Source organism: Dinghuibacter silviterrae, assembly GCF_004366355.1.
In the GTDB taxonomy this organism is placed as follows: Bacteria; Bacteroidota; Bacteroidia; order Chitinophagales; family Chitinophagaceae; genus Dinghuibacter; species Dinghuibacter silviterrae.
Genome location: NZ_SODV01000001.1, coordinates 1,875,241 through 1,900,839 on the forward strand (window position 1 = coordinate 1,875,241; position 25,599 = coordinate 1,900,839).

At 55.1% G+C, this 25,599-nt stretch carries 33 protein-coding genes; 32 read left to right on the top strand and 1 reads right to left on the bottom strand.

Translation table 11 applies throughout. The annotated features are described in order from the left end of the window. Window positions 1-16: 16 nt before the first annotated feature. From rpsG to EDB95_RS08530, 30 genes are all read left to right on the top strand, one after another. On the top strand, window positions 17-484 hold the full coding sequence (rpsG, locus tag EDB95_RS08385; protein ID WP_133992553.1) for a 30S ribosomal protein S7: 468 nt from the start codon (window positions 17-19) through the stop codon (window positions 482-484). 157 nt (window positions 485-641) lie between these two features. Further along, window positions 642-2,789, top strand: coding sequence for an elongation factor G (fusA, locus tag EDB95_RS08390; RefSeq protein ID WP_133992555.1), 2,148 nt, complete (start codon window positions 642-644; stop codon window positions 2,787-2,789). Window positions 2,790-2,909: 120 nt separating this feature from the next. Beyond that, a complete protein-coding gene (locus EDB95_RS08395) occupies window positions 2,910-3,218 on the top strand; it encodes a YXWGXW repeat-containing protein (protein WP_133992557.1) in 309 nt (102 codons plus the stop codon). Between the two features lie 151 nt (window positions 3,219-3,369). Then, a complete protein-coding gene (gene rpsJ, locus EDB95_RS08400; protein ID WP_133992559.1) occupies window positions 3,370-3,675 on the top strand; it encodes a 30S ribosomal protein S10 in 306 nt (101 codons plus the stop codon). A gap of 238 nt (window positions 3,676-3,913) precedes the next feature. Beyond that, complete coding sequence (gene rplC, locus EDB95_RS08405; RefSeq protein ID WP_133992561.1) at window positions 3,914-4,531, top strand: 50S ribosomal protein L3; 618 nt, start codon at window positions 3,914-3,916, stop codon at window positions 4,529-4,531. Between the two features lies 1 nt (window position 4,532). Beyond that, window positions 4,533-5,180 (top strand): 50S ribosomal protein L4, encoded by a 648-nt coding sequence (gene rplD / locus EDB95_RS08410; RefSeq protein ID WP_246073565.1) that lies wholly within the window; start codon window positions 4,533-4,535, stop codon window positions 5,178-5,180. A gap of 20 nt (window positions 5,181-5,200) precedes the next feature. Next, window positions 5,201-5,500 (top strand): 50S ribosomal protein L23, encoded by a 300-nt coding sequence (rplW, locus tag EDB95_RS08415; RefSeq protein ID WP_133992563.1) that lies wholly within the window; start codon window positions 5,201-5,203, stop codon window positions 5,498-5,500. 32 nt (window positions 5,501-5,532) lie between these two features. Next, window positions 5,533-6,372 (top strand): 50S ribosomal protein L2, encoded by an 840-nt coding sequence (gene rplB / locus EDB95_RS08420; RefSeq protein WP_133992565.1) that lies wholly within the window; start codon window positions 5,533-5,535, stop codon window positions 6,370-6,372. A 58-nt stretch (window positions 6,373-6,430) separates the two neighbouring features. Next, window positions 6,431-6,700 (top strand): 30S ribosomal protein S19, encoded by a 270-nt coding sequence (rpsS, locus tag EDB95_RS08425; protein ID WP_133992567.1) that lies wholly within the window; start codon window positions 6,431-6,433, stop codon window positions 6,698-6,700. Between the two features lie 22 nt (window positions 6,701-6,722). Next, on the top strand, window positions 6,723-7,067 hold the full coding sequence (gene rplV, locus EDB95_RS08430; RefSeq protein ID WP_133992569.1) for a 50S ribosomal protein L22: 345 nt from the start codon (window positions 6,723-6,725) through the stop codon (window positions 7,065-7,067). Window positions 7,068-7,092: 25 nt separating this feature from the next. Next, window positions 7,093-7,980 carry a 30S ribosomal protein S3 gene (rpsC, locus tag EDB95_RS08435; protein ID WP_133992571.1) on the top strand — a complete coding sequence of 296 codons (888 nt, stop codon included), beginning with the start codon at window positions 7,093-7,095 and terminating at the stop codon, window positions 7,978-7,980. 75 nt (window positions 7,981-8,055) lie between these two features. Continuing rightward, window positions 8,056-8,475 (top strand): 50S ribosomal protein L16, encoded by a 420-nt coding sequence (gene rplP, locus EDB95_RS08440; RefSeq protein ID WP_133992573.1) that lies wholly within the window; start codon window positions 8,056-8,058, stop codon window positions 8,473-8,475. A gap of 14 nt (window positions 8,476-8,489) precedes the next feature. Next, window positions 8,490-8,699 carry a 50S ribosomal protein L29 gene (rpmC, locus tag EDB95_RS08445; protein WP_133992575.1) on the top strand — a complete coding sequence of 70 codons (210 nt, stop codon included), beginning with the start codon at window positions 8,490-8,492 and terminating at the stop codon, window positions 8,697-8,699. An 18-nt stretch (window positions 8,700-8,717) separates the two neighbouring features. Further along, window positions 8,718-8,975, top strand: a complete 258-nt coding sequence (rpsQ, locus tag EDB95_RS08450; protein WP_133992577.1) for a 30S ribosomal protein S17 — start codon at window positions 8,718-8,720, stop codon at window positions 8,973-8,975. Between the two features lie 59 nt (window positions 8,976-9,034). Further along, window positions 9,035-9,403, top strand: a complete 369-nt coding sequence (gene rplN, locus EDB95_RS08455; protein ID WP_133992579.1) for a 50S ribosomal protein L14 — start codon at window positions 9,035-9,037, stop codon at window positions 9,401-9,403. Window positions 9,404-9,443: 40 nt separating this feature from the next. After that, window positions 9,444-9,782 (top strand): 50S ribosomal protein L24, encoded by a 339-nt coding sequence (gene rplX, locus EDB95_RS08460; RefSeq protein WP_133992581.1) that lies wholly within the window; start codon window positions 9,444-9,446, stop codon window positions 9,780-9,782. Further along, window positions 9,782-10,357 carry a 50S ribosomal protein L5 gene (rplE, locus tag EDB95_RS08465; RefSeq protein WP_246073567.1) on the top strand — a complete coding sequence of 192 codons (576 nt, stop codon included), beginning with the start codon at window positions 9,782-9,784 and terminating at the stop codon, window positions 10,355-10,357. Before rplX ends, rplE begins: the two co-directional genes overlap by 1 nt. Window positions 10,358-10,407: 50 nt before the next feature. Then, complete coding sequence (rpsN, locus tag EDB95_RS08470; RefSeq protein WP_133992583.1) at window positions 10,408-10,677, top strand: 30S ribosomal protein S14; 270 nt, start codon at window positions 10,408-10,410, stop codon at window positions 10,675-10,677. Between the two features lie 30 nt (window positions 10,678-10,707). Continuing rightward, window positions 10,708-11,103, top strand: coding sequence for a 30S ribosomal protein S8 (gene rpsH, locus EDB95_RS08475; protein WP_133992585.1), 396 nt, complete (start codon window positions 10,708-10,710; stop codon window positions 11,101-11,103). Window positions 11,104-11,195: 92 nt separating this feature from the next. Beyond that, a complete protein-coding gene (rplF, locus tag EDB95_RS08480) occupies window positions 11,196-11,750 on the top strand; it encodes a 50S ribosomal protein L6 (protein WP_133992587.1) in 555 nt (184 codons plus the stop codon). 49 nt (window positions 11,751-11,799) lie between these two features. Then, complete coding sequence (gene rplR, locus EDB95_RS08485) at window positions 11,800-12,153, top strand: 50S ribosomal protein L18 (protein WP_133992588.1); 354 nt, start codon at window positions 11,800-11,802, stop codon at window positions 12,151-12,153. A gap of 26 nt (window positions 12,154-12,179) precedes the next feature. After that, the gene (gene rpsE / locus EDB95_RS08490) at window positions 12,180-12,698 is read left to right on the top strand and encodes a 30S ribosomal protein S5 (RefSeq protein ID WP_133992590.1); all 519 of its coding nucleotides are present in this window, start codon (window positions 12,180-12,182) and stop codon (window positions 12,696-12,698) included. Window positions 12,699-12,741: 43 nt separating this feature from the next. Further along, a complete protein-coding gene (gene rpmD / locus EDB95_RS08495) occupies window positions 12,742-12,924 on the top strand; it encodes a 50S ribosomal protein L30 (protein ID WP_133992592.1) in 183 nt (60 codons plus the stop codon). A gap of 79 nt (window positions 12,925-13,003) precedes the next feature. Further along, window positions 13,004-13,453, top strand: a complete 450-nt coding sequence (gene rplO / locus EDB95_RS08500) for a 50S ribosomal protein L15 (protein ID WP_133992594.1) — start codon at window positions 13,004-13,006, stop codon at window positions 13,451-13,453. Window positions 13,454-13,528: 75 nt separating this feature from the next. Beyond that, a complete protein-coding gene (gene secY, locus EDB95_RS08505) occupies window positions 13,529-14,881 on the top strand; it encodes a preprotein translocase subunit SecY (protein ID WP_133992596.1) in 1,353 nt (450 codons plus the stop codon). A gap of 65 nt (window positions 14,882-14,946) precedes the next feature. Next, on the top strand, window positions 14,947-15,774 hold the full coding sequence (gene map / locus EDB95_RS08510) for a type I methionyl aminopeptidase (RefSeq protein WP_133992598.1): 828 nt from the start codon (window positions 14,947-14,949) through the stop codon (window positions 15,772-15,774). Beyond that, the gene (locus EDB95_RS08515; RefSeq protein WP_133992599.1) at window positions 15,752-17,029 is read left to right on the top strand and encodes a BaiN/RdsA family NAD(P)/FAD-dependent oxidoreductase; all 1,278 of its coding nucleotides are present in this window, start codon (window positions 15,752-15,754) and stop codon (window positions 17,027-17,029) included. The genes map and EDB95_RS08515 overlap by 23 nt, the downstream gene beginning before the upstream one ends. A 276-nt stretch (window positions 17,030-17,305) precedes the next feature. Further along, window positions 17,306-19,201, top strand: coding sequence for a 30S ribosomal protein S1 (rpsA, locus tag EDB95_RS08520; RefSeq protein ID WP_133992601.1), 1,896 nt, complete (start codon window positions 17,306-17,308; stop codon window positions 19,199-19,201). 87 nt (window positions 19,202-19,288) lie between these two features. Then, window positions 19,289-19,804, top strand: coding sequence for a shikimate kinase (locus EDB95_RS08525; protein ID WP_133992603.1), 516 nt, complete (start codon window positions 19,289-19,291; stop codon window positions 19,802-19,804). After that, entirely contained in the window at window positions 19,786-20,169 is a 384-nt protein-coding gene (locus tag EDB95_RS08530; protein WP_133992605.1) for a DUF423 domain-containing protein, read from the top strand. Before EDB95_RS08525 ends, EDB95_RS08530 begins: the two co-directional genes overlap by 19 nt. Here the strand turns inward: EDB95_RS08530 and EDB95_RS08535 are convergent. Further along, complete coding sequence (locus tag EDB95_RS08535) at window positions 20,166-22,064, bottom strand: sensor histidine kinase (RefSeq protein WP_133992607.1); 1,899 nt, start codon at window positions 22,062-22,064, stop codon at window positions 20,166-20,168. The two genes, EDB95_RS08530 and EDB95_RS08535, sit on opposite strands and share 4 nt — an antisense overlap. A gap of 39 nt (window positions 22,065-22,103) precedes the next feature. On the opposite strand from EDB95_RS08535, the gene EDB95_RS08540 reads away from it, so the two are divergent. Together EDB95_RS08540 and EDB95_RS08545 are read left to right on the top strand one after the other, a co-directional pair. Further along, complete coding sequence (locus EDB95_RS08540; protein ID WP_133992609.1) at window positions 22,104-24,707, top strand: DNA translocase FtsK; 2,604 nt, start codon at window positions 22,104-22,106, stop codon at window positions 24,705-24,707. Window positions 24,708-24,838: 131 nt separating this feature from the next. Next, window positions 24,839-25,519 carry a LolA family protein gene (locus EDB95_RS08545; RefSeq protein ID WP_162852521.1) on the top strand — a complete coding sequence of 227 codons (681 nt, stop codon included), beginning with the start codon at window positions 24,839-24,841 and terminating at the stop codon, window positions 25,517-25,519. The last annotated feature ends 80 nt before the right edge of the window (window positions 25,520-25,599 follow it).

Below are 25,599 nucleotides of genomic sequence, written 5' to 3' on the forward strand. Positions count from 1 at the left end.
TAATTTCCTAATAGCAATGAGGAAAGCACAAGCCAAGAAGTTACCCCTCGCTCCGGATCCGCGGTTTAACGACAAACTGGTTACCCGGTTCGTCAACAACCTGATGTGGCAAGGCAAAAAGAGCGTCGCCCTGACTATTTTTTACGACGCCGTTGACCGGGTGGCCAAAACGACCAACGAGGACGGGTATGAAATCTGGCGCCGCGCGCTGGCCAATGTAACCCCCAGCGTCGAAGTACGCAGCCGTCGTATCGGCGGGGCTACCTTCCAGATCCCGACCGAAGTGCGTCCCGACCGTAAAATTTCCCTGAGCATGAAGTGGTTGATCCGCTATGCCCGGGAAAGAAACGGGAAAAGCATGGCGGAAAAACTGGCCGGCGAAATCGTAGCCGCCAGCAAGGGTGAAGGTGCCGCCTTCAAGAAGAAGGAAGACACGCACCGTATGGCCGACGCCAACAAGGCATTCTCCCACTTCCGTATCTAACCTGGCTAATTCCTTTTTTACATAACTGTCCGAAGGTCCCCTCCGCAAAGAGGGGATTTTTGGTTTTTTTCTTTACCTTTGCGCACCAAATCGCCCGTACGCCTGTGTTTAAGGCGAAGTCATTCTAAATCATACAATTAATAATAACCAATCTGTCATGGCAGACTTAAAATTTCAGAGAAACTTTGGTATCGCGGCCCACATCGATGCCGGTAAGACCACAACTACGGAGCGTATCCTGCGGTATACAGGTATGATCCACAAAATCGGGGAAGTACATGACGGTGCTGCCACGACCGACTGGATGGAACAGGAGAAAGAACGCGGGATCACCATCACTTCCGCCGCCGTAAGCTGCCAATGGAATTTCCCGACGAACAAGGGGAAGGCCGACGCCAATACCAAAAAATACTACTTCAATATCATCGATACCCCGGGCCACGTGGACTTCACCATCGAGGTGGAGCGTTCCATGCGCGTCCTGGACGGTCTGATCGCCCTTTTCTCCGCGGTAGACGGGGTTGAGCCTCAGTCCGAAACCGTTTGGCGCCAGGCCAACCGCTATAAGGTTCCCCGGATCGGCTTCGTCAACAAGATGGACCGTTCCGGCGCCGACTTCCTGATGGTCGTCCGCCAGGTGAAGGAAATGCTGGGTGCCAAAGCGGTTCCCCTGCAGCTCCCTATCGGGGCAGAAGATGATTTCAAGGGTGTCGTCGACCTGATCCGCATGAAGGGGATCATTTGGGATATGGCTACGGAAGGGATGACCTTCGAAGAGATCGAGATCCCCGCCGACATGCTGGAAGAAGCCCAGGAATGGCGTGGTCACCTGATCGAAGCTGTAGCTGAATACGACGACAAGTTGCTGGAAAAGTTCTTCGAAGATCCCAATTCCATCTCCGATGACGAAGTACACGAGGCCATCCGCAAAGCGTGCGTCGACCTGAGCATCGTCCCGATGATGTGCGGCTCTTCCTTTAAGAATAAAGGAGTGCAAACCGCCCTCGACGCGGTTTGCCGTTACCTGCCTTCCCCGGTGGACATCGACGCGGTCGAAGGAACCAACCCCGATACCGGCGAAGCCGAGATCCGCAAGCCGGATGCAAAGGAACCCTTTGCCGCCCTCGCCTTCAAGATCATGACCGACCCCTTCGTGGGCCGTTTGGCGTTCTTCCGGTGTTATTCCGGTCACCTGGATGCCGGCAGCTACGTCCTGAATGTGCGCAGCGGTAAGAACGAACGCATCAGCCGTATCATGAAAATGTTTGCCAACAAGCAAAACCCCATCGACTTCATCGAAGCCGGTGACATCGGGGCTGCGGTTGGTTTCAAGGATATCAAGACCGGGGACACGCTTTGCGACGAGAAGCACCCGATTGCGTTGGAAAACATGTTCATCCCCGAGCCGGTGATCGCGATTGCGGTCGAGCCCAAAACGCAGGCCGACGTGGACAAGATGGGTATGGCCATCGCCAAACTGGTGGAAGAAGACCCCACGCTTCGTGTCAATACCGATGAGGAAACCGGTCAGACCATCCTCCGCGGGATGGGTGAGCTCCACCTGGAGATCATCCTGGACCGTATGAAGCGCGAGTTCAAGGTAGAAGTCAACCAGGGTGCCCCCCAGGTTGCCTATAAAGAGGCCTTTACCCAGACGGTCGAGCACCGCGAGGTCCTCAAGAAACAAACCGGTGGCCGTGGTAAGTTCGCCGACATCCAATTTGCCATCGGCCCCGCCGACGAAGAATGGCTGAAGGAAAACCCGGGCCAGCACTACCAGTTCGTCAACGACCTGTTTGGTGGTTCGATTCCCCGCGAATTCGTCCCCGCCATCCAGAAAGGCTTCGAAGTCTCTATGGGTACCGGCGTGCTGGCCAGCTTCCCGCTGGAAAATATGAAGGTCCGTGTATTCGACGGTAGCTTCCACGCGGTCGACTCCGACTCGATGTCTTTCGAACTTTGTGCAAAGGGTGGCTTCCGCGAGGCCGGCCGTAAGGCAAAACCCGTTCTGCTGGAGCCCATCATGCGTGTCGAAGTGTTAACCCCCGACCAGTACATGGGTGACGTAACGGGTGACCTGAACCGCCGCCGTGGTTTGCTGGAAGGCATGGACAGCCGCGGAAACCTCCAGGTGATCAAGGCTAAGGTGCCCCTGAGCGAAATGTTCGGGTATGTTACCCAACTGCGTTCCCTGTCCAGCGGCCGTGCTTCTTCCACCATGGAATTCCATCACTACGCCCCGGCGCCGAACAATATCGCCGAGGAAGTGGTTGCCAAGGTGAAGGGTAAAGTGAAGGCTGACTAAAGGATATCGTATGGTTTTTATATACAGGCCGCCCCAAAAGGGCGGTCTTTTTTATGTTAAATGTCGGCGGCCCGGCTTAACCTGGGGACCGGGTGATGGTCCTACTACAAAACCAGCTTTATGAAATCGAAGAAAATCATCCTACTATCGTTCCTTGCCCTGGGGTTGGCTTTTGGTGCCGCCCATAAGGCAGACGCCCAACGGTTTTATGTGAGCGTTCAACCCGTCGTGCCCGTTTATGTCCACCCGCCCTGTCCGTCACCCCGTCACGTATGGGTTGAAAGTGAATGGGTTTGGACCAACGGCGCCTATGTCCACCACCCGGGGTATTGGGCCATCCCCCCCGACCGTTATCATGCCTGGGTTCCCGGTCACTGGGAGCACGAGCGTCGCGGTCACTACTGGGTTCCGGGCCACTGGCGCCGGTAGGACCCCGCAACAACACAACTATTAGAACAACGGCAGCCCGGGACACCAGACCCGGGCTGCTTTTTTTTTAAAATAACTCCCGAAATCCTTGTAAAATCGGTTTCTCCCTGCTACCTTTGCACTCCCAATTCATAAATTGGGAAAACCGGATATGTCTCAGAGAATCAGAATAAAATTGCAATCCTACGATCACAATCTGGTGGACAAGTCCGCTGAGAAGATCGTAAAGACGGTGCGTAGCACGGGTGCGGTAGTAACGGGGCCCATTCCCCTGCCGACGAAGAAGAAGATCTTCACGGTACTGCGTTCCCCGCACGTAAACAAGAAGAGCCGTGAGCAGTTCCAGCTGGCTACCCACAAACGCCTCCTGGACATCTACACTTCCTCTTCGCGTACGGTAGATGCGCTGTCCAAGCTCGACCTGCCTTCCGGGGTTGACGTCGAGATCAAGGCCTGACGGTAAAAAGTTCTTTATAATACTCCATCTCCCAAATCACCGCCGGCGGCGGAGACCAAAGGAGCGCTGGATTCAAGATATTAAAATATAAACAAGCCTTTCAGGGTTTGTTTACTGCCGGTACTTCCGCTTCCCCGATGGGAAAACTAGAGAAAAGGTCGGCAGCAAACAGGGATTGAAGCCTGGCATTTCCTGGCCGGCTGTCCTCCATACCTTGCAGGGCACAAACTGCAGACGCATGAAAGGAATTATTGGCAAGAAAATCGGGATGACCAGCATCTTCGATCCCACCGGCAAACAGGTTGCCTGTACGATCATTGAAGCAGGTCCCTGTGTCGTTACCCAGGTCAAGACGCCTGAGTCCGACGGTTACAAAGCCCTCCAGCTGGCTTTTGGCGAGAAGAAAGAAAAGAACACGACCAAAGCGGAGATCAATCACTTCGCCAAAGCCCAAACCTCCCCCAAATCCTTTGTAAAGGAATTCCGCGATTTTTCCATTGATAAACAACTCGGTGAAGCTATTACAGTAGACATTTTCGCTGAAGGCGAAAAGGTCGATGTGGTCGGTACCTCCAAGGGTAAAGGCTTCCAGGGTGTCGTCAAACGCCACGGTTTCGGTGGTGTCGGCGAAGCCACCCACGGTCAGCACGACCGTCAGCGCGCCCCCGGTTCCGTGGGCGGTTCTTCTTATCCCTCAAGGGTCTTCAAAGGCATGCGTATGGCCGGCCGTATGGGCGGTGATCGCGTGAAGCTGAAGGGCCTTAAAGTCGTTAAGATCTTCACCGACAAGAATTATATCCTGATTGGTGGCGCGATTCCCGGCCACAATGGTTCCATCGTTTTAATTCAGAAGTAATATGGCAGCGAATATAAAAGTAGACGTATTGAATGTGCAGGGTCAGAAGACCGGCCGCACCGTTGAACTCCCCGAGGAAGTATTCGGTGCCGAACCGAACGACCACGTGATCTACCTCGCCGTGAAGCAATACCTGGCTGCACAGCGCCAGGGGACGCACAAGGTGAAGACCCGCGCCGAAGTGCACGGGGCCAGCCGCAAGCTCCATCGCCAGAAGGGTACCGGTGGTTCGCGTAAAGGGAACATCCGCAACCCGCTTTATAAGGGTGGTGGTACCGTTTTCGGACCCAAGCCGCACAGCTACAGCTTCAAGCTGAACCGTAAGGTAAAGGACCTGGCCAAGATCTCCGCCCTGTCCCACAAGGTGAAAGAAAATGCCCTGGTCATCGTGGAAGAACTGAAGTTCGACAAGCCCAAGACCAGCCAGTTCTTTGACGTCATGTCGAAGCTGAACGTGGCCGATAAAAAGACGCTGTTCGTCCTGCCGGAGTACAATGATACGCTGTACCTGTCCCTGAGGAACATTCCGAACGCCGCCAGCACTGTGCTGAGCGACATCAATACCTACGACATCGTCAACGCCGAGGTCCTGGTCCTGACGGAATCCGCAGCCAAGGTTTTTAGTGAAGAAGAAAAAGTAGGCGCTTAATCATCATAAAAGAGTAAGAGATGAAACTTGCAGAAGTATTAATCAAGCCGATCCTGACCGAAAAGGTCAACCAGCAAACGGAAAAGCTGGGCCGTTATGCCTTCCGCGTACACCGCTCTGCCAATAAGCTGGAGATCAAAAAGGCAGTGGAAACCTTTTATGGTGTGACGGTAACCGACGTAAACACGCTGGTCGTGCCGGGCAAGAACAAGAGCCGGTTCACCAAAGCCGGTGTGATCAACGGCCGCAAACCCGCCTACAAGAAGGCAACCATCACCGTAGCAGAAGGGGAGACCATCGACCTGTACGCGAACGTGTAAACCCAATCTATCAACAGTAAAGACAAGATACAATGGCACTGAAGAAATATAAACCCATGACGGCCGGTACTCGTTGGAGGATCGGGAACGCTTATGCGGAGATCACGACGGACCAGCCTGAAAAGTCCCTTCTGGAACACCAGAGCGGTACCGGCGGGCGTAACGTACAGGGTCGCCGGAGCATGCGCTACATCGGTGGTGGCAACAAGACGATGTACCGTAAGGTAGATTTCAAACGGGATAAGAAGGGCATCGAGGCAAAGGTTGCCAGCATCGAATACGATCCGAACCGTACCGCCTTTATCGCCCTGTTGCACTATGTCGACGGCGAAAAGCGCTATATCATCGCGCCCCAGGGCCTGCAGGTCGGTTCCACCGTCGTGAGCGGTGACGCCATCGCGCCCGAGATCGGGAATGCCCTCCAACTGAAGGCCATGCCCCTCGGTACCAACGTACACAACATCGAACTCCAGCCCGGCCAGGGTGGGAAGATCGTGCGCAGCGCCGGTACTTCCGCCCAGCTGACGTCAAAGGAAGATAAATATGCCGTGTTGAAAATGCCGAGCGGCGAAATCCGCAAGGTACTGATCCAGTGTTACGCCACCGTAGGGGTAGTATCCAACGGGGACCACAACCTGGAAACCGCCGGTAAGGCCGGTGTCAACCGCTGGAAGGGGATCCGTCCCCGCAACCGCGGTGTAGCGATGAACCCTGTCGATCACCCGATGGGTGGTGGTGAAGGTAAGTCCAGCGGCGGTCACCCGCGCAGCCGGACCGGCAAGTACGCCAAAGGTCTGAAGACCCGCAAGCAGAAAGGTTCCGATAAGCTGATCATCACGCGCAGCAACGGTAAGAAACTGGCAAACAAATAAACCATTGTTAAAATGGCAGTGCTGAGAAGCGCGGCAAATCAACAAACCAACAAGCAATATGGCTCGTTCAATTAAAAAGGGTCCTTACGTAGATCAGAAGCTGGAAAAGAAGGTGTCTACGATCAACGAAGGAAAAGCAAAAAAAGGGGTACTCAAAACCTGGTCCCGCCGTTCCACGATCACCCCCGATTTCGTCGGGCATACGTTCGCGGTACACAACGGGAACAAGTTCATCCCGGTTTATGTTACCGAATTCATGGTCGGTCACAAATTGGGTGAGTTCGCCCCCACGCGTAACTTCAAAGGTCACTCTAGCAAAAAAATGTAATAACAAGAAGAAACTATTTATAATGGAAGCTGTAGCTAAGTTGAAGAATTACCCCACCTCGCCCCGCAAGATGCGCTTGCTGGCGGACGAGATCCGGGGAATGGACGTCGAAAAGGCGATAGCCATGCTGGAAAATCATCCCCAGCATTCGGCTACTCCGCTGAACAAACTCGTACGTTCCGCCATCAGCAACTGGGAGCAAAAGAACAATGGGCAGAGCGCAGCTGATGCGGGTCTGGTCGTAAAGACCATCTTCGTGGACGGCGCGCGGGTGCTGAAGCGTATGCGTCCCGCCCCCCAGGGCCGTGGATACCGCGTCCGCAAACGCAGCAATCACGTAACCGTCATAGTAGACAGCAAAAATTAATCAACGACTTAACTAATAACCGTATATGGGGCAAAAAACAAATCCTATTGGTGCAAGGTTAGGAATCATCCGCGGGTGGGAGTCTAACTGGTACGGGAACAAAAAGGACTTTTCGTCCAAGCTGATCGAAGACAACAAGATCAGGACGTACCTGAATGCCCGTATCAATAAGGGCGGTATCGCCAAGATCGTGATCGAGCGTACCCTCAACAAACTCATCATCACGATCCATACCTCCAAGCCCGGCATCATCATAGGAAAGGGCGGTAATGAAGTAGACCGGATCAAAGAGGAGCTGAAGAAACTGACCGGGAAGGAAGACGTACAGATCAACATCCTGGAGATCCGTCGCCCTGAGCTCGACGCCAACATCGTCGGTGACACGATCGCAAAGCAGATCGAGAACCGTATCAACTATAAACGCGCGATCAAGATGGCCATCGCCAGCGCCCTGCGCATGGGTGCCGAGGGGATCAAGATCAAGGTCAGCGGCCGTCTGGGTGGTGCTGAAATCGCCCGTACGGAAGAAATCAAACAAGGCCGGGTGCCCCTGCATACCCTGCGTATGGACATCGACTATGCCAACGTCTTTGCCCTGACCGTATACGGGAAGATCGGCGTGAAGGTATGGATCTGTAAAGGTGAAGTACTGGCCAAGCGCGACCTGAACCCGAACTTCGTCGGCGGCAAGAGCGACGTCAGCGATCGCCGCGACCGTAGGGAAGGTGGCTTCCATGATCGTCCGCACGGCGGTGGCGACAGGCCCCGTGGCGGCGACCGCGATAACCGCGGTGGCGGTGGTCACGGCGGCGGTGGTGGACGCAGCGGCGGTGGTCACGGTGGCGGCCGTAGCGGCGGTCAAGGTGGCGGTCGTAGCGGCGGCCAACAAGGCGGCGGCGGTCGCAGGCATTGATCGCTCCCAACCCGCGAGACAACAATTATAAACTGTACGTCGCCGAAAGGCGAGAGTAAATAAAAGAAGCATAAGATGTTACAGCCAAAAAGATCAAAACATAGGAAAGCCCAGAAGGGCCGCATCCGCGAGGTTGCCAAGCGCGGTACGGAGATTTCCTTCGGTTCCTTCGGTTTGAAGGCGCTCGAACCGATCTGGTTGACCAATCGTCAGATCGAGTCTGCCCGCCAGGCCTTGACCCGTCACATGAAAAGGGAAGGGAACGTTTGGATCCGCATTTTCCCTGACAAACCCATCACCAAGAAGCCCCTCGAAGTGCGTATGGGTAAGGGTAAGGGTAACCCGGAATACTGGGCTGCTGTGGTCGAACCGGGACGCATGCTGTTCGAATGCGATGGCGTATCCCGTCAGGTGGCGGAAGAAGCCTTCAAACTCGCTGCGGACAAGCTACCGATCTTGACCAAATTTGTTGTTCGTCACGACTACGTAGGGTAGTTAAAACTTATACAATGTCTAAGAAAGTTGAATTTGTAAAGGGCTTGAAAGACGTCGAAACGACGGATCTGAAAGCCCGGATCCAGGAGGACGAGCTCCGGCTGAAGAAGCTGAAATTCGGCCATGCCATCTCACCCCTGGAAAACCCGATGAGCATAAGGGAATTGCGCAAGGACATCGCTCGTTTGAAAACCGTTTTGACCCAGCGCGAACAGGGTTCCTAATCCATAAATATTTGTACAATGGTTGAAAGAAATTTACGTAAGACAAGGATCGGGGTCGTGGCCGGCAACAAGATGGACAAGACCATCACGGTTGCGGTGGAGCGGAAAGTGAAGCACCCCATCTATGGCAAGTTCGTTAAAAAGACGACCAAGTTCCATGCCCACGATGACAAGAACGAATGCCAAATTGGCGACGTTGTCAGGATCATGGAAACCCGTCCCCTGAGCAAAACCAAGCGGTGGAGGCTCGTGGAGGTCGTGGAACGCGCCAAATAGGAACGTCCCGCTGTTTTACAATGTGTTCATAGGCTCCATGGAGCCGCAAATTATTTAAGATGATTCAGCAAGAAAGCAGACTGAATGTGGCTGACAACAGCGGCGCTAAGGAAGTGTTGGTGATCCGCGTATTAGGCAACTCCGGTCAGGACTATGCCCACATCGGCGATAAGATCGTGGTGACGGTAAAGGACGCGCTCCCTTCCGGTGGCATCAAGAAGGGTACGGTGACCAAAGCGGTCATCGTGCGGACAAAGAACAAGCTCCGTCGCAAGGATGGGTCCTATATCCGCTTTGACGACAACGCGGTGGTCCTGTTGAACAATTCCGACGAGCCCCGGGGTACCCGTATTTTCGGGCCGGTTGCCCGTGAGCTGCGGGACAAAGGGTATATGAAAATCATTTCCCTGGCTCCGGAAGTTCTGTAAAAGATCGTATCTTTGCACCCCCTTTGACAATTTATAGTATATGACAAAGAGATTCAAACCTAAGTACAATATTAAAAAAGGTGACTCCGTCGTGGTGATCACCGGCGACGACAAGGACCTCAAAAAGCCCCGTCAGGTGCTGGAAGTCCTCGTAGAGGAAGGCCGCGTTGTCGTCGAAGGGGTCAACATCGTGACCAAGCACACGAAGCCTTCCGCACAGAATACCAAAGGCGGCATCGTGAAGAAGGAAGCGCCGATCCATATTTCTAACGTAATGCTCTGGGACGCCAAAGCAGGTGCGCCGACGAAAGTAAAGCGCAGCCGCGAGAGTGGTAAACTGGTCCGCATTGCAAAAAAATCAGAGGGGGTTATTAAATAATGAGCCAGACTAAATATATACCGAGGCTGCAGACGAAATACCGCGACGAAGTGGCGCCCGCCCTGCAGAAGAAGTTCGCTTATAAGTCCGCCATGCAGGTCCCCAAGCTGGAAAAGATCTGCCTGAACCGGGGTGTGAACGGAGCCGTTGCCGACAAGAAGCTGGTCGACGTAGCCGTGGAAGAACTGACGATGATCACCGGTCAGAAAGCAGTTCCTACCTATTCGAAGAAGGACATCTCCAACTTCAAGCTCCGTAAGAATATGCCCATCGGCGCCCGCGTTACGCTGCGCGGCGAGCGGATGTACGAATTCCTGGATCGCCTGATCGCCGTCTCCCTGCCCCGCGTTCGTGACTTTAAGGGTGTGAACGACAAGGCTTTCGACGGTCGTGGTAACTATACCCTGGGTATCCAGGAGCAGATCATTTTCCCCGAAATCGACATCGACAAGGTGAACAAGATCACCGGTATGGACATCACATTCGTGACGACTGCCGCCAACAACGAAGAGGCTTACGAGCTCCTCAAAGAGCTGGGTATCCCCTTCAAGAACATTAAGAAAGACAATCAGTAAACAGGATGTAGGCCCCACATCGGGGAACCACACCCAAAACAAACCATAATATGGCCAAAGAATCAGTAAAAGCCAGACAAAGAAAGCGTGAAGCATTGGTTGCCCGTTACGCCGAAAAGCGCGCCGCCCTCAAGGCCGCCGGTGACTACCAGGCGCTCGACCAGTTGCCCCGCAATGCTTCTCCCGTTCGCCTGAAGAACCGTTGCCAGATTTCGGGTCGCCCCCGCGGGTATATCCGCTATTTTGGGCTTTCCCGTATCATGTTCCGTGAGATGGCCCTGGCCGGGAAGATCCCCGGGGTTAAGAAAGCGAGCTGGTAATATTTTTTCACTGCAAATCACCTGTACAAAATGGTAACTGATCCTATAGCAGATTTCCTGACCCGGATAAGGAACGCCCAAATGGCCAACCACCGCATCGTGGAGATCCCGGCCTCGAACCTGAAGAAACGCATGACGGAGATCCTCTATAACCAGGGGTATATCCTGAAATATAAATTTGAAGACGACAAGAAACAAGGCGTCATCAAGATCGCCCTCAAGTACGACCAGGCAAAAGTGCCCGCCATTACGTCCATGGAGCGCGTCAGCCGTCCGGGTCTTCGCCAGTACGCGAAACCCGCCGACTTCGCCCGTGTGAAAAACGGACTGGGTATCGCCATCCTGAGCACGTCCAAAGGGGTGATGACCGACAAGGATGCCCGCTCCCAGAACGTAGGCGGCGAAGTCCTTTGTTACGTCCACTAGAAAAGAGAAACGTTCCGGATACATTAAGCCCTCCTATACAGGCTGAACGGTCCGGAATACATTGAATCATACTACATAAAACCAAAGAGATTATGTCCCGTATAGGTAAACAACCGATCACCCTTCCGAAAGGCGTAACGCTGACCGTGGGCGGTGACAATAGCATTACGGTAAAAGGCCCCAAAGGTGAACTGAAAGAAGCGATCGATCGCGACATCACGGTTACGGTCAACGAAGCGGAAGTAACGTTCACCCGTCCCACCGACCAGATCCGGCACCGTGCCCTGCACGGCCTGTACCGCGCCCTGGTCGCCAACATGGTAAAAGGTGTTACCGATGGCTATACCCGTAAGCTCGAACTGGTGGGTGTAGGTTTCAAGGCCGCTAACCAGGGTAACCTCCTGGACCTGTCTTTGGGGTACTCTCACAATATCATTTTTGAGATTCCCAAGGAAATCAAGGTGGCTACGGCTACTGAAAAAGGGCAAAACCCCATGATCACCCTGGAAGGCATCGATAAGCAACTGATCGGCCAGGTCGCTGCAAAGCTCCGCTCGCTGCGCAAACCTGAACCGTACAAGGGTAAGGGTGTCAAGTATGTCGGTGAAGTTATCCGTCGCAAGGCAGGTAAGGCCGCTGGTAAATAAATTTTGAATCATCGCCCCCCGGCAGTATCGGGGGGCTAAATAGAATATCATGGACTCGAAGTTATCCACGAAGCAAAAGATCAAGTTCCGCATCCGCAAGAAGATCTCCGGCACCGCAGAACGGCCCCGTCTCTCCGTTTACCGGAGCAACAGCGACCTGTACCTGCAGCTGATCGACGATCTGAGTGGTCAGACCCTGGCTGCTGCCAGCACCAAGGACAAGGACATCAAGGGGCAAAGCGGAACGAAGACCGAGAAATCCAAGCTGGCCGGTGCCTCCATCGGTCGCAGGGCTGTGGAACTGGGGATAAAGGCCTGCATCTTCGACCGCGGTGGGAATCTCTACCACGGCCGTGTCAAGGCTGCCGCGGAAGGCGCTCGTGAAGGCGGACTTGCTTTTTAATTGTACACACCAGCAAAATCTTATAAATGGCAAAAGTTAACTTAAATAAAGTCAAGGCCGGTGACCTGGAACTGAAGGAGAAGGTCGTAGCCATCAACCGGGTCGTCAAGACGACTAAAGGTGGCCGTTCTTTCAGCTTTTCCGCCCTGGTAGTGGTCGGCAATGAAAACGGTGTTGTAGGACACGGTTTGGGCAAGGCTAAGGAAGTCCAGCAAGCCATTACGAAAGGGATCGAAGACGCCAAGAAGAACCTGATCCAGGTTCCCGTGATGAAGGGTACGATCCCCCACGACCAGTGGGCCAAGCAAGGCGCCGCCAAGGTGCTGATCAAACCGGCCGCCCACGGTACCGGTGTGATCGCCGGGGGTTCCATGCGCGCCGTACTGGAAAGCGCAGGTATCACCGACGTCCTGGCCAAGTCTCTCGGTTCTGCCAACCCCCACAACGTGGTCAAGGCGACTTTCCATGCCTTGAGCCTTCTGCGTGAGCCGATAAACGTCGCCAAGACGCGTACGATTGCGCTGAAAAAAGTGTTTAACGGGTAAACCCACCCCCGAGGCCCCCGGGCCTGGGATTTAAACTTGGAGTATGAAAAAAATTAAGATAACGCTGGTAAAGAGCGCCATCGACCGTCCTGAGCGTCAGAAGCTGACCCTCGAAGCCCTTGGCCTCAACAAGCTGAACTCCGTTAAGGAAGTGGAAGCCACGCCCCAGATCCTGGGTATGGTCCGCAAGGTAACGCACCTGGTAAAGGTGGAAGAACTGGCCTAAGGCCGCCGGCGCGCGCTTCGCGCGGCCGATTTTTCAAAAAGCGAGGGGTGATTCCCCGTAAGTTAAAAATCACAAGAAGATGAAACTGCACAATCTGAAGCCTGCTGAAGGCGCTACGCACAAGGAAAAACGTTTAGGTCGCGGGGAAGCCTCCGGCAAGGGTGGTACCTCCACGAAGGGTAATAAAGGTCAACAGGCCCGCACCGGTTATCAGAACAAGACCGGGCACGAAGGCGGCCAGATGCCGATCCAGCGTCGTTTGCCCAAGCGGGGTTTCAAAAATCCCCATAGGGTCGAATACAAGGTCTTCAACCTCGGCCAGATCGACCAACTGGTTGAAAAGTACGGTATTACAGAATTCTCCCTGGAGAATCTCTATATGAACGGTCTCGTCACCCGCACCGACCTGGTGAAGGTCCTGGGTCACGGGGAACTGTCCGCCAAGCTGACCTTCAAGGTGAATGCCGTCAGCGAAAAGGCCAAAACTTCGATCGAAGCGGCCGGCGGCACGGTGGAGATTGTCAAATAATTTTCGGATATTTGTTAGACGCTGTGACCGCCCTCTCCAGCGTCTTTTTTATTTTGGTCTTAAATTTCCATCTCAGTGAAGAAGTTCATACAGAACCTGAAAAATATTTGGAGTATTGACGAGCTGCGTGATAAGATCATCCTCACCTTACTGCTGTTGCTTGTTTTCCGGGTAGGTTCCTACATCGTGTTGCCGGGTATCGACCCGAAAGGGTTGGCCGGTCTGAGTCAGAACGCCAGCAAGGGGATGCTCGGTATCTTCGATTCGTTTGCCGGGGGCGCCTTTTCCAACGCATCTATTTTTGCCCTGGGTATCATGCCCTATATCTCCGCTTCCATCTTCATGCAGCTGGTCTCCATCCTGGTGCCCCAGTTCCAGAAGATCCAAAAGGAAGGGGAAAGCGGCCGTAAAAAGATCAACCAGTGGACCCGTTACCTCACCGCCATCGTGACCCTGTTCCAGGGCGGTGCCTATGTGGCCTACCTGAAAAGCCCCCAGATTGCAGGGGGTGCTATCTATCCTTCCTTCGCCTTTTTCTTCCCCTTTACGACGGTGATCCTCCTGACGGCGGGTACCCTGTTCGTGATGTGGCTGGGTGAAAAAATCACCGACAAGGGTCTGGGGAACGGTACGTCCATCATCATCATGGTGGGCATCATGGCCCGTTTCCCGGCCTCCATGGCCCAGGAGTTTGCGAGCAAGCAAACGAGGGGCGGCGGCGGTCTGCTGATCTTCCTGATCGAAATCGCCCTGCTGATCCTGACCATCATGGCGCTGATCGTCCTGGTACAAGGGACCCGCAAGATCGCGGTGAACTATGCCAAACAGATCATCGGTAACCGGCAGTTCGGCGGCGCACGCCAGTTCCTGCCGCTGAAAGTGAACAGCTCCGGTGTGATGCCGATCATCTTCGCCCAGGCGATCATGTTTATCCCCGGTCTGCTCTCCAACTTCCAGCCGACCGCGGGGATCGCGCGGATATTCAACGACCACGGGAATATCTGGTACATGCTGATCTACAGCATCCTGGTCATCGCGTTTACCTTCCTGTACACGGCGTTGATCTTCAACCCTAAACAGGTGGCCGACGACCTCAAACGCAACAACGGCTTTGTCCCCGGTGTAAAACCCGGTCAACCCACCGCGGACTATATCGGTACGATCATGGACCGGATCACTTTCCCCGGCGCCATTTTCCTGGCCATCGTCGGGATCCTTCCCGGTATTGCCCGGAACCTGAACGTAACGGCCGGGTTTTCCACCTTTTACGGCGGAACCTCCCTTCTGATCGAAGTAGCGGTTATCCTGGACACCCTGCAGATGGTGGAAACCCACCTGCTGATGCGCCAGTACGACGGCCTGATGAAGACCGGCAGGATACAGGGCCGCACGACGGCCACGACCACCGGTGCCACCGGTGTATTTTAAGGAGAGTAAATTTTTTACGATATTTGCAGGCTCGGAGTAACCCTCCGGGCCTAACTTTTTGAAGCATGATTCATTATAAATCGGAGCCCGAAATCGCCCTTGCCCGCGTCAGCGCCTTGCTGGTGGGAGACGCGATTGCTGAGGTGGCCAAAGCCATCCGCCCGGGTGTGACGACGTTGGAGCTGGACAAGATTGCAGAGCAGTTTATACTTTCCCAGGACGCCAAACCCTCCTTTAAAGGATACCGGGGTTTCCCCTTCGCCACCTGTATGTCGGTCAATGCCGCGGTGGTGCATGGTTTTCCCAATGATATACCGCTGAAGGATGGCGACATCGTATCGGTGGATGTGGGGGTATACAAAAACGGTTTTCACGGCGACAGCGCCTATACATTTGCCATCGGTGACCCCGGTGAAGCCATCCTGAAATTGCTGGCGGCCACCCGTCAGTCTTTGTACAAAGGGATCGAAAAGGCCCACGTCGGTAACCGCGTCGGAGATATTTCCTTTGCGATCCAGGATTATACGGAAAAACAAAGGGGGTATGGCGTTGTCCGCGAGCTGGTGGGTCACGGCGTGGGCCGCCAGCTGCACGAAGATCCCCAGGTGCCCAACTATGGGAAACGCGGGACGGGCGCAAAATTGAAAGAAGGGATGGTGATCGCCATCGAGCCGATGATCAACCTGGGTGTCAAGGAAGTCACGTATAGCGACGACGGCTGGACGGTCCTTACGGCGGACAACAAACCCTCCGCCCACTTCGAGCATACCGTCTGCGTCCGCAGGGGCAAGGCGGACGTCCTGTCTTCTTTTGCAAAGATCGAGGCGGCCGAAACCGCGAATCCACACTTAGCTTCCGCTTATTACCAGCATGCTGCGGCCGTTACCGCATAGCGGCGGTGCGCCGGTCTCTCATAAGCGCCTGGTCGTCGTGGGCGGCGGCGCCGCGGGCTTTTTCGGGGCGGTCAACGCCGCCCGGTTGTCACCGGGGCTGGAGGTCGTCCTCCTGGAAAAAAGCGCCAAGGTGCTGTCCAAGGTCCGGGTGTCCGGGGGCGGCCGGTGTAATGTCACCCATGCCTGTTTCTCCATTCCCGATATGATCCGCCGCTATCCGCGAGGCGGGAACTTTCTCAAAAAGGCGTTCGCTCATTTTTTTACTTCAGATACGATCGAGTGGTTTCGGGAGCGGGGCGTCGCCCTGAAAACGGAAGACGACGGGCGGATGTTTCCCGTGTCCGACCGCTCCGAAACCATCGTCGATTGCCTCGTGCACGAGGCGAACCGGTATGGCGTGCAGATCCTGCTGAACCGCGAGGTGCGGGGGATGCGACGCGAAGACCGGCGCTTTCTTCTCGACACTTCCGGCGGCCCCCTGGACGCCGACGCCGTCCTCATCGCATGCGGCGGCTATCCGAAGGCCGCGTCGTTTGCCTGGCTGGAGGCCCTCGGCCACACGATCGAGGCGCCGCTCCCCTCGCTGTTTACGTTCAATATGCCGGGGCATCCCATTACAGAGCTGATGGGCGTCAGCGTGCCGGATGCGCAAGTGAAGATCGCGGGGAGCAAGCTCGTGGAACGCGGCCCCGTCCTTATCACGCACTGGGGTTGCAGCGGCCCGGCGGTCCTGCGGCTGAGTGCCTGGGGTGCCCGCGAGCTGGCGGACAAAGCGTATGACTTTACATTGTTGATCAACTGGGTGCCGGCCCATACGCAGGACGAGGTACGGTCGCTTTTTCAGCAAATGCGTGCAGAGCAGGGCAGCCAGGCGGTGACCAAACGAAGCCTGTGGGGGCTTCCGCAACGGCTTTGGCAGTTCCTGGCGGCGTCGGGCGGGATACCCGACGGGATGCGCTGGGGAGACCTGCCCGCAGCGGCCCAAAACGTGTTTATCCGACATCTTTGCGCGCTGGAGCTGACGGTAAAGGGGAAGACCACCTTTAAAGAAGAGTTTGTCACCTGCGGTGGCATCCGCCTGGCGGAGGTAGATCCCCAGACCATGGCAAGCCGGCGGGTGCCGGGGCTGTATTTTGCCGGAGAAATTCTGGACGTAGATGGCATCACCGGTGGCTATAATTTTCAACACGCCTGGACAAGCGGTTTCGTGGCCGCCCGCGCCATCGCTGATTTGCAGCCACTTAGCCATAGGTGAACTTTTTTTATTCCCCGAAATCCAAACCAGGTATTTATACGTATGTATGTTCCAGGGGTAATTTCCCAGTCAAGGCTCTGATTAGTAAACTTATTTCAACTTTTTAGCTAATCATTATGTTAGCTGAGGGTTATGATTGCAACAAGCCGTTCTGATTCTTCAGAACGGCTACATTTTTTTACAATGTACCTTGAACGGCGAACGCCTGCCCGGCCCGGAAGGGCCCTTTCTTTTTCCCCCAATTATTCGTACTTTTGCAGTCCGAAATAAAAATTTATGTCAGAAGAACAAATTGTAAACCCCGTAAACGCTGATGTACAGGAGGCTCCCGTCCAGGAGGCTACAGCGACAAAAAAAGTACCCGTACCGACCCAGTTCGATACCGCACACGACGATTTCGACTGGAGCATCGACAAACGCAACGTGTCGACCTATCCTAAGGAAGATCGCCAAAGGTACGATGGCGTGTATGACAGCACCTTCAAGGTCATCAACGACGGTGAAATGATCACCGGGAACGTGGTAGGCATGACCAAGACGGACGTCGTCATCAACATCGGTTTCAAAAGCGACGGCCTGGTTTCCCTCAACGAATTCCGTGACCTGTCGAACCTGAAGATCGGGGACGACGTGGAAGTCATGGTTGTTGAAAAAGAAGACCGGGACGGTCACCTGCACCTGAGCCGCAAACAAGCCCGCATCACCCGCGCCTGGGAAAAGATCGTGGAAATGCACCGCACCGGCGAAGTGGTTACCGGCGTGGTGACTTCCAAAACGAAGGGCGGTCTGATCGTCGACGTGTACGGTATGGAAACCTTCCTGCCGGGCTCGCAGATCGACGTCAAACCCGTCACCGACTACGACCAGTTCGTGGGCAAGACGATGGAGTTCAAGGTCGTTAAGATCAACGAAGCGATCAAGAACGCCGTGGTTTCCCACAAAGCCCTTATCGAAAGCGATATCGAAGCACAACGCGCCGAGATCATCAGCAAACTCGAAAAAGGACAGGTACTCGAAGGGACCATCAAAAACATCACCGATTTCGGGGCATTCCTGGACCTCGGTGGCCTGGACGGTCTCCTGTACATCACCGATATCAGCTGGGGCCGTATCTCTCACCCGAGCGAAGTCCTCAAACTGGACCAGAAGCTCAACGTGGTGGTCCTGGACTTCGACGACGAGAAGAAGCGCATCAGCCTCGGTCTCAAACAACTCACCCCGCATCCCTGGGATACGCTGCCTGAGCACATCCGCGAAGGCGAAATCGTCAAGGGCCGCGTAGTGAATATCGAAGACTACGGTGCATTCCTGGAAATCCTCCCCGGTGTGGAAGGCCTGGTGCACGTATCCGAGATCACCTGGGCAAACAACCCCATCAATGCGAAGGAATTCTTCAAGCTGGGCGACGAGCACAGCGCGAAGATCGTGACGCTGAACAAGGACGAACGCAAGATGAGCTTGTCCATCAAGCAACTCAGCGAAGATCCCTGGGCGACGATCGAGATCAAATACCCGCAGGGCAGCCGTCACAACGGCATGGTGAAGAACATCACCCCCTATGGCGTATTCGTGGAGCTGGAACCCGGTATCGGTGGCATGATCCACATCAGCGACCTGAGCTGGCTGAAGCGCTTTAACCACCCCAGCGAGTATACCCGCACGGGTAACCGCATCGACGTGGTGATCCTGTCGATCGACAAGGACAACCGGAAACTCCAACTGGGTCACAAACAACTGGAAGAAGATCCCTGGAATGCCCTCGAAGATACTTTTGCCATCGGCACCATCCACGAAGGTACCGTTGTGAAGAAGGACGACAAGGGCGCCATCGTTCAGTTGCCCTACGGTCTCGAAGGTTTTGCCCCCAACCGCCACCTGGCGAAAGAGGACGGCAAGAGCATCGGCGCCGAAGAAACTTCTCAGTTCATGGTGATCGAGTTCGACCGCAACGAGAAGCGCATCGTGGTCAGCCACGCGCGTATCTGGGAACAGTCGAAGCACGATGAGAAAGAGGCTGCCCGCAAGGAAGCCCGCGCCGACCAGGAAAGGACGAAGAAAGCCGTTAAGAACATCCAGAGCCGGGTTGAAAAGACGACCCTTGGTGACCTGGGTGTCCTGGCCGAACTCCGCAAGAAGCTCGACCAAAACGACGAAGCTCCGAAGGCTGAGTAGTATTTTACGAGAACGTCATAACCAAGGCGAGCCCTAGTGGCTCGCCTTTTTTGTGTGGCCGCGCGCCCTTTTTGTATCTTTGCGCCCATGCTTTACTTCCTAAACGGTTTTATGGGGTCCGGCAAAAGCTACTGGGGACGCCGGTGGGCAACGGCTTTTGACCTGGAATTCCACGACCTCGATGACGTGATCGAGCGGCAGGAAGGAATGACCATCAGCGAGCTTTTCAAAACAAAGGGGGAGCCGGCGTTCCGGAGGATCGAGCGGGACGCGCTGGCGCGGATGTGTTCAAAAAGCAATGCCATCATTGCCTGCGGGGGCGGGACACCGTGTTTTCACGACAACATGAAGCGCATGTCGCGAGCGGGGATTACGATCTGGTTGAAGACGCCGCTGGAAGCGCTGGTGGAGCGTTTGCTGCCGGAGCTCGGGCACCGGCCGGTGATCGCGCATACCAATGCGGATACCCTCGCGGGTTTTATAGAAGGGAAACTGGCGGAACGCGAGCCGTTTTACCACCGCTGCGTATATCACTTCTACACGCCTTACCTGACCGACGAGAACTTCAAGAAAATCCTGGATAAATGCAAAAGACATTCTTAATCACGGGCGCCCTTCTCGGCGCCCTTTCCGTGGGGCTGGGCGCCTTTGCCGCGCATGCCCTCAAACGCATGACGGACGAGGCCACCGTGGGGGTCTTCCATACGGGCGTGGAATACCAGTTTTATCACGCGTTGGCGCTCTTGCTAACGGGGATCGTATATGCGCAGTTTCCTTCGGCCTGGATGACCCGGGCGGGGTGGGGGTTTATTATCGGCACCGTGCTCTTCAGCGGGTCGTTATATGCGATCACCCTGCTCAAGATCAACGGTGGGTCGCTGGGGCCTGCGGGGGTGCTGACGCCGATCGGCGGGCTCTTCTTTATCTATGGGTGGGTGTGCATGCTGCTCGGGTTCCTGAAGCGCTAGTAGGGACAGCTTAGCCCGACCGTCGTCCCCTTCTCATTCTTGAACCAGATGGTTCCCCCGATGGTCTCCATGCGCCGTTGCATGTTGGTGAGGCCGCTGGAGAACTGACGCATTTTTTCAGTCTGGATGCCCTGGCCGAAGTCGTGTATTTCGATGTGGAGCTCGTCTTCCAGCCGGATGCGCAATTCCAGGCGGTCGCTTTTGGAATGCTTCATGGCGTTGTTGAGGGCCTCCTTGACGACGAGGAAGACATTCCGCCGTTTCTCCCCGCTGATCTCGATGTCGGGGATATATTCGGGTACCTCCACCCGGCAAACCATGGAGGAATTTTCAAACAGCTCGATCGCAAAAGCCCGCATATAGGCAACGAGGTTGGCCACGGAGTCGTTGGTGGCGTTCATGGACCAGATGATCGTGTTCATTTTGTCCATGAGTTCCCCGGCGGAGGTGGAGATCTTTTCGATCTCCGGGACGGACTGTGCGGGTAGCCGTCTTTTGGCAAGCTCGCTCATCAGCCGGATCGCAGTGACACCGGACCCAAGCTCGTCGTGCATGTCGGCGGATATGCGGCTCCGTTCGTCTTGCTGGGCCTGGATAATGGCGAGCTTTGTCTCGAATTCCTTTTTTTCCTGTTCGAGCTTCATGGCCTGTTCGATCTTGACTTTTTCGATGAGCTCGTCTTTATTCTTATAGGCCAGCGCCGCCAGGAAAAGCACCAGTTCGAGCACGACGCCAAGCTCATAGTAGAAAAGGGCCTGGTTGAAAAAGGAATTGGTATAGGTAAAGCGGACCTTGAAGACGATGATGCATTGCGAGGTTACGGCAAGCCCCAGCACGGCAAGGTTACCGGCCAGCAGGTAGTTCATGAGCTTGTCCCTTTGCGCAAAACCGACGATGACATAAAAGATGCCCAGGGCCATGAGGAAATACTTGCCGCCGTTTTCGATGGAGTTCATGACTTTGTAGGGACCGCCGCTGAAATACACGACGGAGTAGACGGCCAGCAACAGGAGCAGCAGGTTGCCGGCGGTACGGAAGGCCTTTTCAAGCCCGGGGTAGTTGGTCCGGGTGTCGAGCAGGTGGCGTGTAAAACTGATGTAGCAATAGTACCCCGAGACTTGTATGACGTAGTCGAAATACTCCTCGAAAAAGAAATAAAAGGGTTGGTCTTCACGATAAAACAACGCCTTGATGAAGAACAGGGTCGTCATGCACAACCCGTACAAGGCGTAGAAAAGGTATTCTCCCCGCAGGTTCTGGGTGAAATTGGTGAAGGAATAAATGATCATCATCAGCAGGATGCCGCAAAAGACAAAGGTCACGACGTTGAGCTGCACGGCGTTGAACCGGAGGATCTTGAAATAGTTGGTGAGAAAGCGTGGCTCGATCAGTGCGGGGGCCATCCAGTTGGTGTTGGCCTTGATCAGGTTGCCTTTGAAAAAGAAGGTGGTTTGGGTACGGGCGTCGATGGAAAACCGCCGGCAGCCCATCTCTCCGTGAGATGGACGGATTTCGGGAAGCGTGACGACCTGCCCTGCGCTGTCCTTGTACAGGACGATATTCCGGAAGTAATATCCGGGGAAAAAATAGAAGGACCTGCTGGAGTCCTGGTCGTTGATCAAGGTAAACCGGCAGTAAAAGGGGAGACTGACCACATTGGTGGGTACACCCTGGGTGAACCGCGTGATCAGGGCGGTGTCATAAGAAAGCCGCGGGAGCATTGCCGGGGTGACTTTCTCAGCGGTGTCGACATAGATCCCGATGGCACTGTCGATGTGCAACGCGTCGTCGACATGGCTCGTTCTGAGGGTGTCTTGTGCCCGGGTAAAAAGGGGGAATAGCCCCAGGATGAGACAGAGGAAGAATAGCCGATGACACCCCGAATGGAACAGCATAAAATATTACCTTTCAAGATAGTCATTATCTTTGTGCCTATGGCTGGTAACCGGTTGAAATCTCCGAAAAAAGACCCTAAGAAGGAAGAACCCTCTCCAGCGCAATTGCTGCCCGAAAAGGACGTCAAGGTACCCGTTAAGGAGCTGGTCAGGGACGAGCGCACCCAAAAGATCATAGGGATCGCCCTGCTCCTGGCAGGGGTGTTCCTTTTTATTGCATTCACCTCCTATCTGTTTACTTGGAAGGAAGACCAGGATGAGATCTTCAGAAGCGGCCTGGCCATCTTGAAACCCAACGACCTCCACATCGCCAACCTCTTAGGCTCGCTGGGGGCATACATTTCCCACGTTTTTATTTACAAAGGGTTCGGGCTGGCTTCGTATCTTTTTTGCTCCACTTTTTGGGTCATCGGCGCGAACCTGCTGTTCGGGCACAAGATTTTTTCCATTGCGCGGAACCTGAAATACCTGTTGGTGGGTTTGTTCTTCCTTTCCACGGCGCTGGGTTTTTTCTTTTCTTCCTGGTCCTTTCCCTATGGAGGTGGTGTGGGGACCCTCGTCAGCGATTGGCTGGAGGGGTTCCTGGGGAAGCTGGGGACGACGATCCTGATCCTTGTCGGGGGTTTTGTGTATGTCATCTGGAGGTTTAACCCGGTGTTCAAGCTACCGGCCAGAAAGCCTCGCGTGCCCAAGGAAGCACCGGCTTCTGACGCGGCGCCCTCGCCGGTCGCGGCTCCTGCGGCCAACGCTGCCGCTGCCCCGGAGGACGATGGCGCCAAGCTTTTTATTGCGGGGAAAAAAGGTAAAAAGAACACTTTAAAAGGTGACGCCCCGATGATCGTGGTGCCGGAGGAAGAAGCTGAAGAAGAGCCGGAGTTTATTTTGGTGGAAAAAGAAGACGACGACGATAGCGACGACGATGACGACGACGAGGATGACATCGAGGAAGAGGAATTCGAGGAAGAGGTCGAGGCCGGGCTCCCACCCGCGGCCCCGCCCCCGCCTGCGCCCTCTTCGCCCCCGCCGCCCCGCGGTATTCACCGTCCTGTGCCGCCGCCCAGCGATCTGACGCTGGAAATCAAGCCGTCTGCGGACGACATCCCCGAGGAACCCGTCACCACGGGCAAACCCATCGAAACACTCGACGCTTACGATCCCGTCCTGGACCTCCGCGACTATCAATATCCCTCCCTGGACCTGCTGGACAACCACGGGAGCGAAAAGATCGTGCAGGACCCCCGTGAGCTGGAAACCAACAAGGAGCAGATCATCAATACCCTCAAAAACTACGACATTTCCATACAGCGGATAGCCGCCACCGTGGGCCCCACCGTAACCCTGTACGAGATCGTACCGGCGGCGGGTGTGCGTATTTCGAGGATCAAAAACCTGGAAGACGACATCGCCCTTAGCCTTGCTGCCCTGGGTATCCGCATCATCGCTCCTATCCCCGGGAAGGGAACGATCGGGATCGAAGTGCCCAACGTCAAAAAGACGGTGGTCGGCATGAAAGGATTGCTGTCTTCGGAGAAGTTCCAGAACAATTCGTTTGCCCTGCCCATAGCGATTGGGAAAAAGATTGATAACGAGAACTTTATAGTGGACCTTGCGTCCATGCCTCACCTCCTGATGGCGGGGGCTACCGGTCAGGGTAAGTCGGTGGGTTTGAACGCCATCCTGGTGTCCCTTTTGTACAAGAAGCATCCCTCCCAGTTGAAGTTTGTCCTGGTCGACCCCAAAAAGGTGGAGCTGAGCATCTACCGGACCATAGAGCGGCACTTCCTGGCCAAGTTACCGGGAGAAGAGGAAGCCATCATCACCGACACCAAAAAGGTCATCCACACCCTGAACGCTCTGTGTATCGAGATGGACAACCGGTACGACCTGCTCAAGGAAGCCGGTTGCCGGAACCTCAGGGAATACAACGAGAAATTCAGCAAACGGCGGTTGAACCCCGAAAAAGGGCACCAATATCTGCCCTTTATCGTGCTGGTCGTGGACGAGTTCGCCGACCTGATCATGACCGCCGGCAAAGAAGTCGAAATGCCCATCGCCCGTCTCGCCCAGCTGGCGCGCGCCGTGGGCATCCACCTCATCATCGCCACCCAGCGCCCGTCGGTGAACATCATCACGGGGACCATCAAGGCCAACTTCCCCGCCCGTATCGCTTTCAAGGTGTCGTCCAAGATCGACAGCCGGACCATCCTCGACGCAGGGGGCGCCGAGCAGCTCATCGGCCGGGGCGATATGCTTATATCGTTTAACGGGGAGATCGTCCGTTTACAGTGTGCTTTTGTGGACACCCCCGAAGTGGAAAAAGTAACGGATTTTATCGGTGAACAACGGGGCTACCCCGAAGCCTTCCGTCTCCCGGAATACGTGGATGAAAAAGACGAGGAGGGCCGGAATTTCGACATCGGTGACCGGGACCAGTACTTCGACGAAGCCGCCCGGCTGATCGTGCAGAGCCAGCAGGGATCCACCTCCCTGATCCAGCGGAAAATGAAGTTGGGCTACAACCGGGCCGGCCGCCTCATGGACCAGCTCGAAGCCGCCGGCATCGTCGGACCCAGCCAGGGAAGCAAGCCGAGGGAGGTCCTGATGAAGACGATGATGGAGCTGGAAGACTATTTACAACAATAAGGCCCCGAGGCGGCAATGCGCCGCCTCGCCGCCGCGGCCCGGTGGCCCGCTCGTCAAAAATTTCTTAAAAGCCCCGTATTTTCCCAACCCCGCTCCCATTTGGTAGTCAAACTATGAATACCTTTGCGCACATGAAATATCTTTTTACTACTCTTGCTATTGTGTTGTCTTCTTTCCTTGCTGTCCACGCCCAGGCGCCCGCCCTTGGTGGTCCGTCCGTCCAAAGCGACCCCGACGCCAAGAAATTGCTGGACCAGGTGAGCACCAGGTTCAAGGGCTACCAGAGTGTGAAAGCCGGATTTACGCTGACCATCGAAAACGCCGACGGCAAAGTGGACGGGAAGAAAACCGGGACCGTTGCCATGAAAGGCACCAAGTATCGTATTTCGCTGCCGGGCCAGGAGATCTTTTGCGACGGCAACAATACCTGGTCGTATGACAAATCCTCCAACGAGGTAAAGATCGACAAGGTTGACCCCACGGCCCACGCCATCACCCCCCAGACCCTCCTGACCAATTTCTACGACAAAGACTATCTCTACAAGCTCAACGGGACCGTCCCCGTCAACGGCAAAAGCGCCCAGGAAATCGAGCTGACGCCGAACGATAAAACCAAACCCTTCTTCAAGGTGCTGGTGTACGTCAGCAGGCTGACCAAGAACATCGTCAGCACCAAGGTCTTCCAAAAGAACGGGACCCACTTTACCTACACCCTCAACAGCTTTACCCCCAACAGCCCCGCCGTGAAGGACGAGGACTTCGTCTTCGATCAGAAGAAGTATCCGGGGGTGGATGTGGTAGACTTGCGCTAAGCGCCAGCGGCGCGCCGACAGCGTCTGGCGACCTTCGGTTATACCCCCACGTTAGTTATTCCGCGGAATTGTGTATCTTT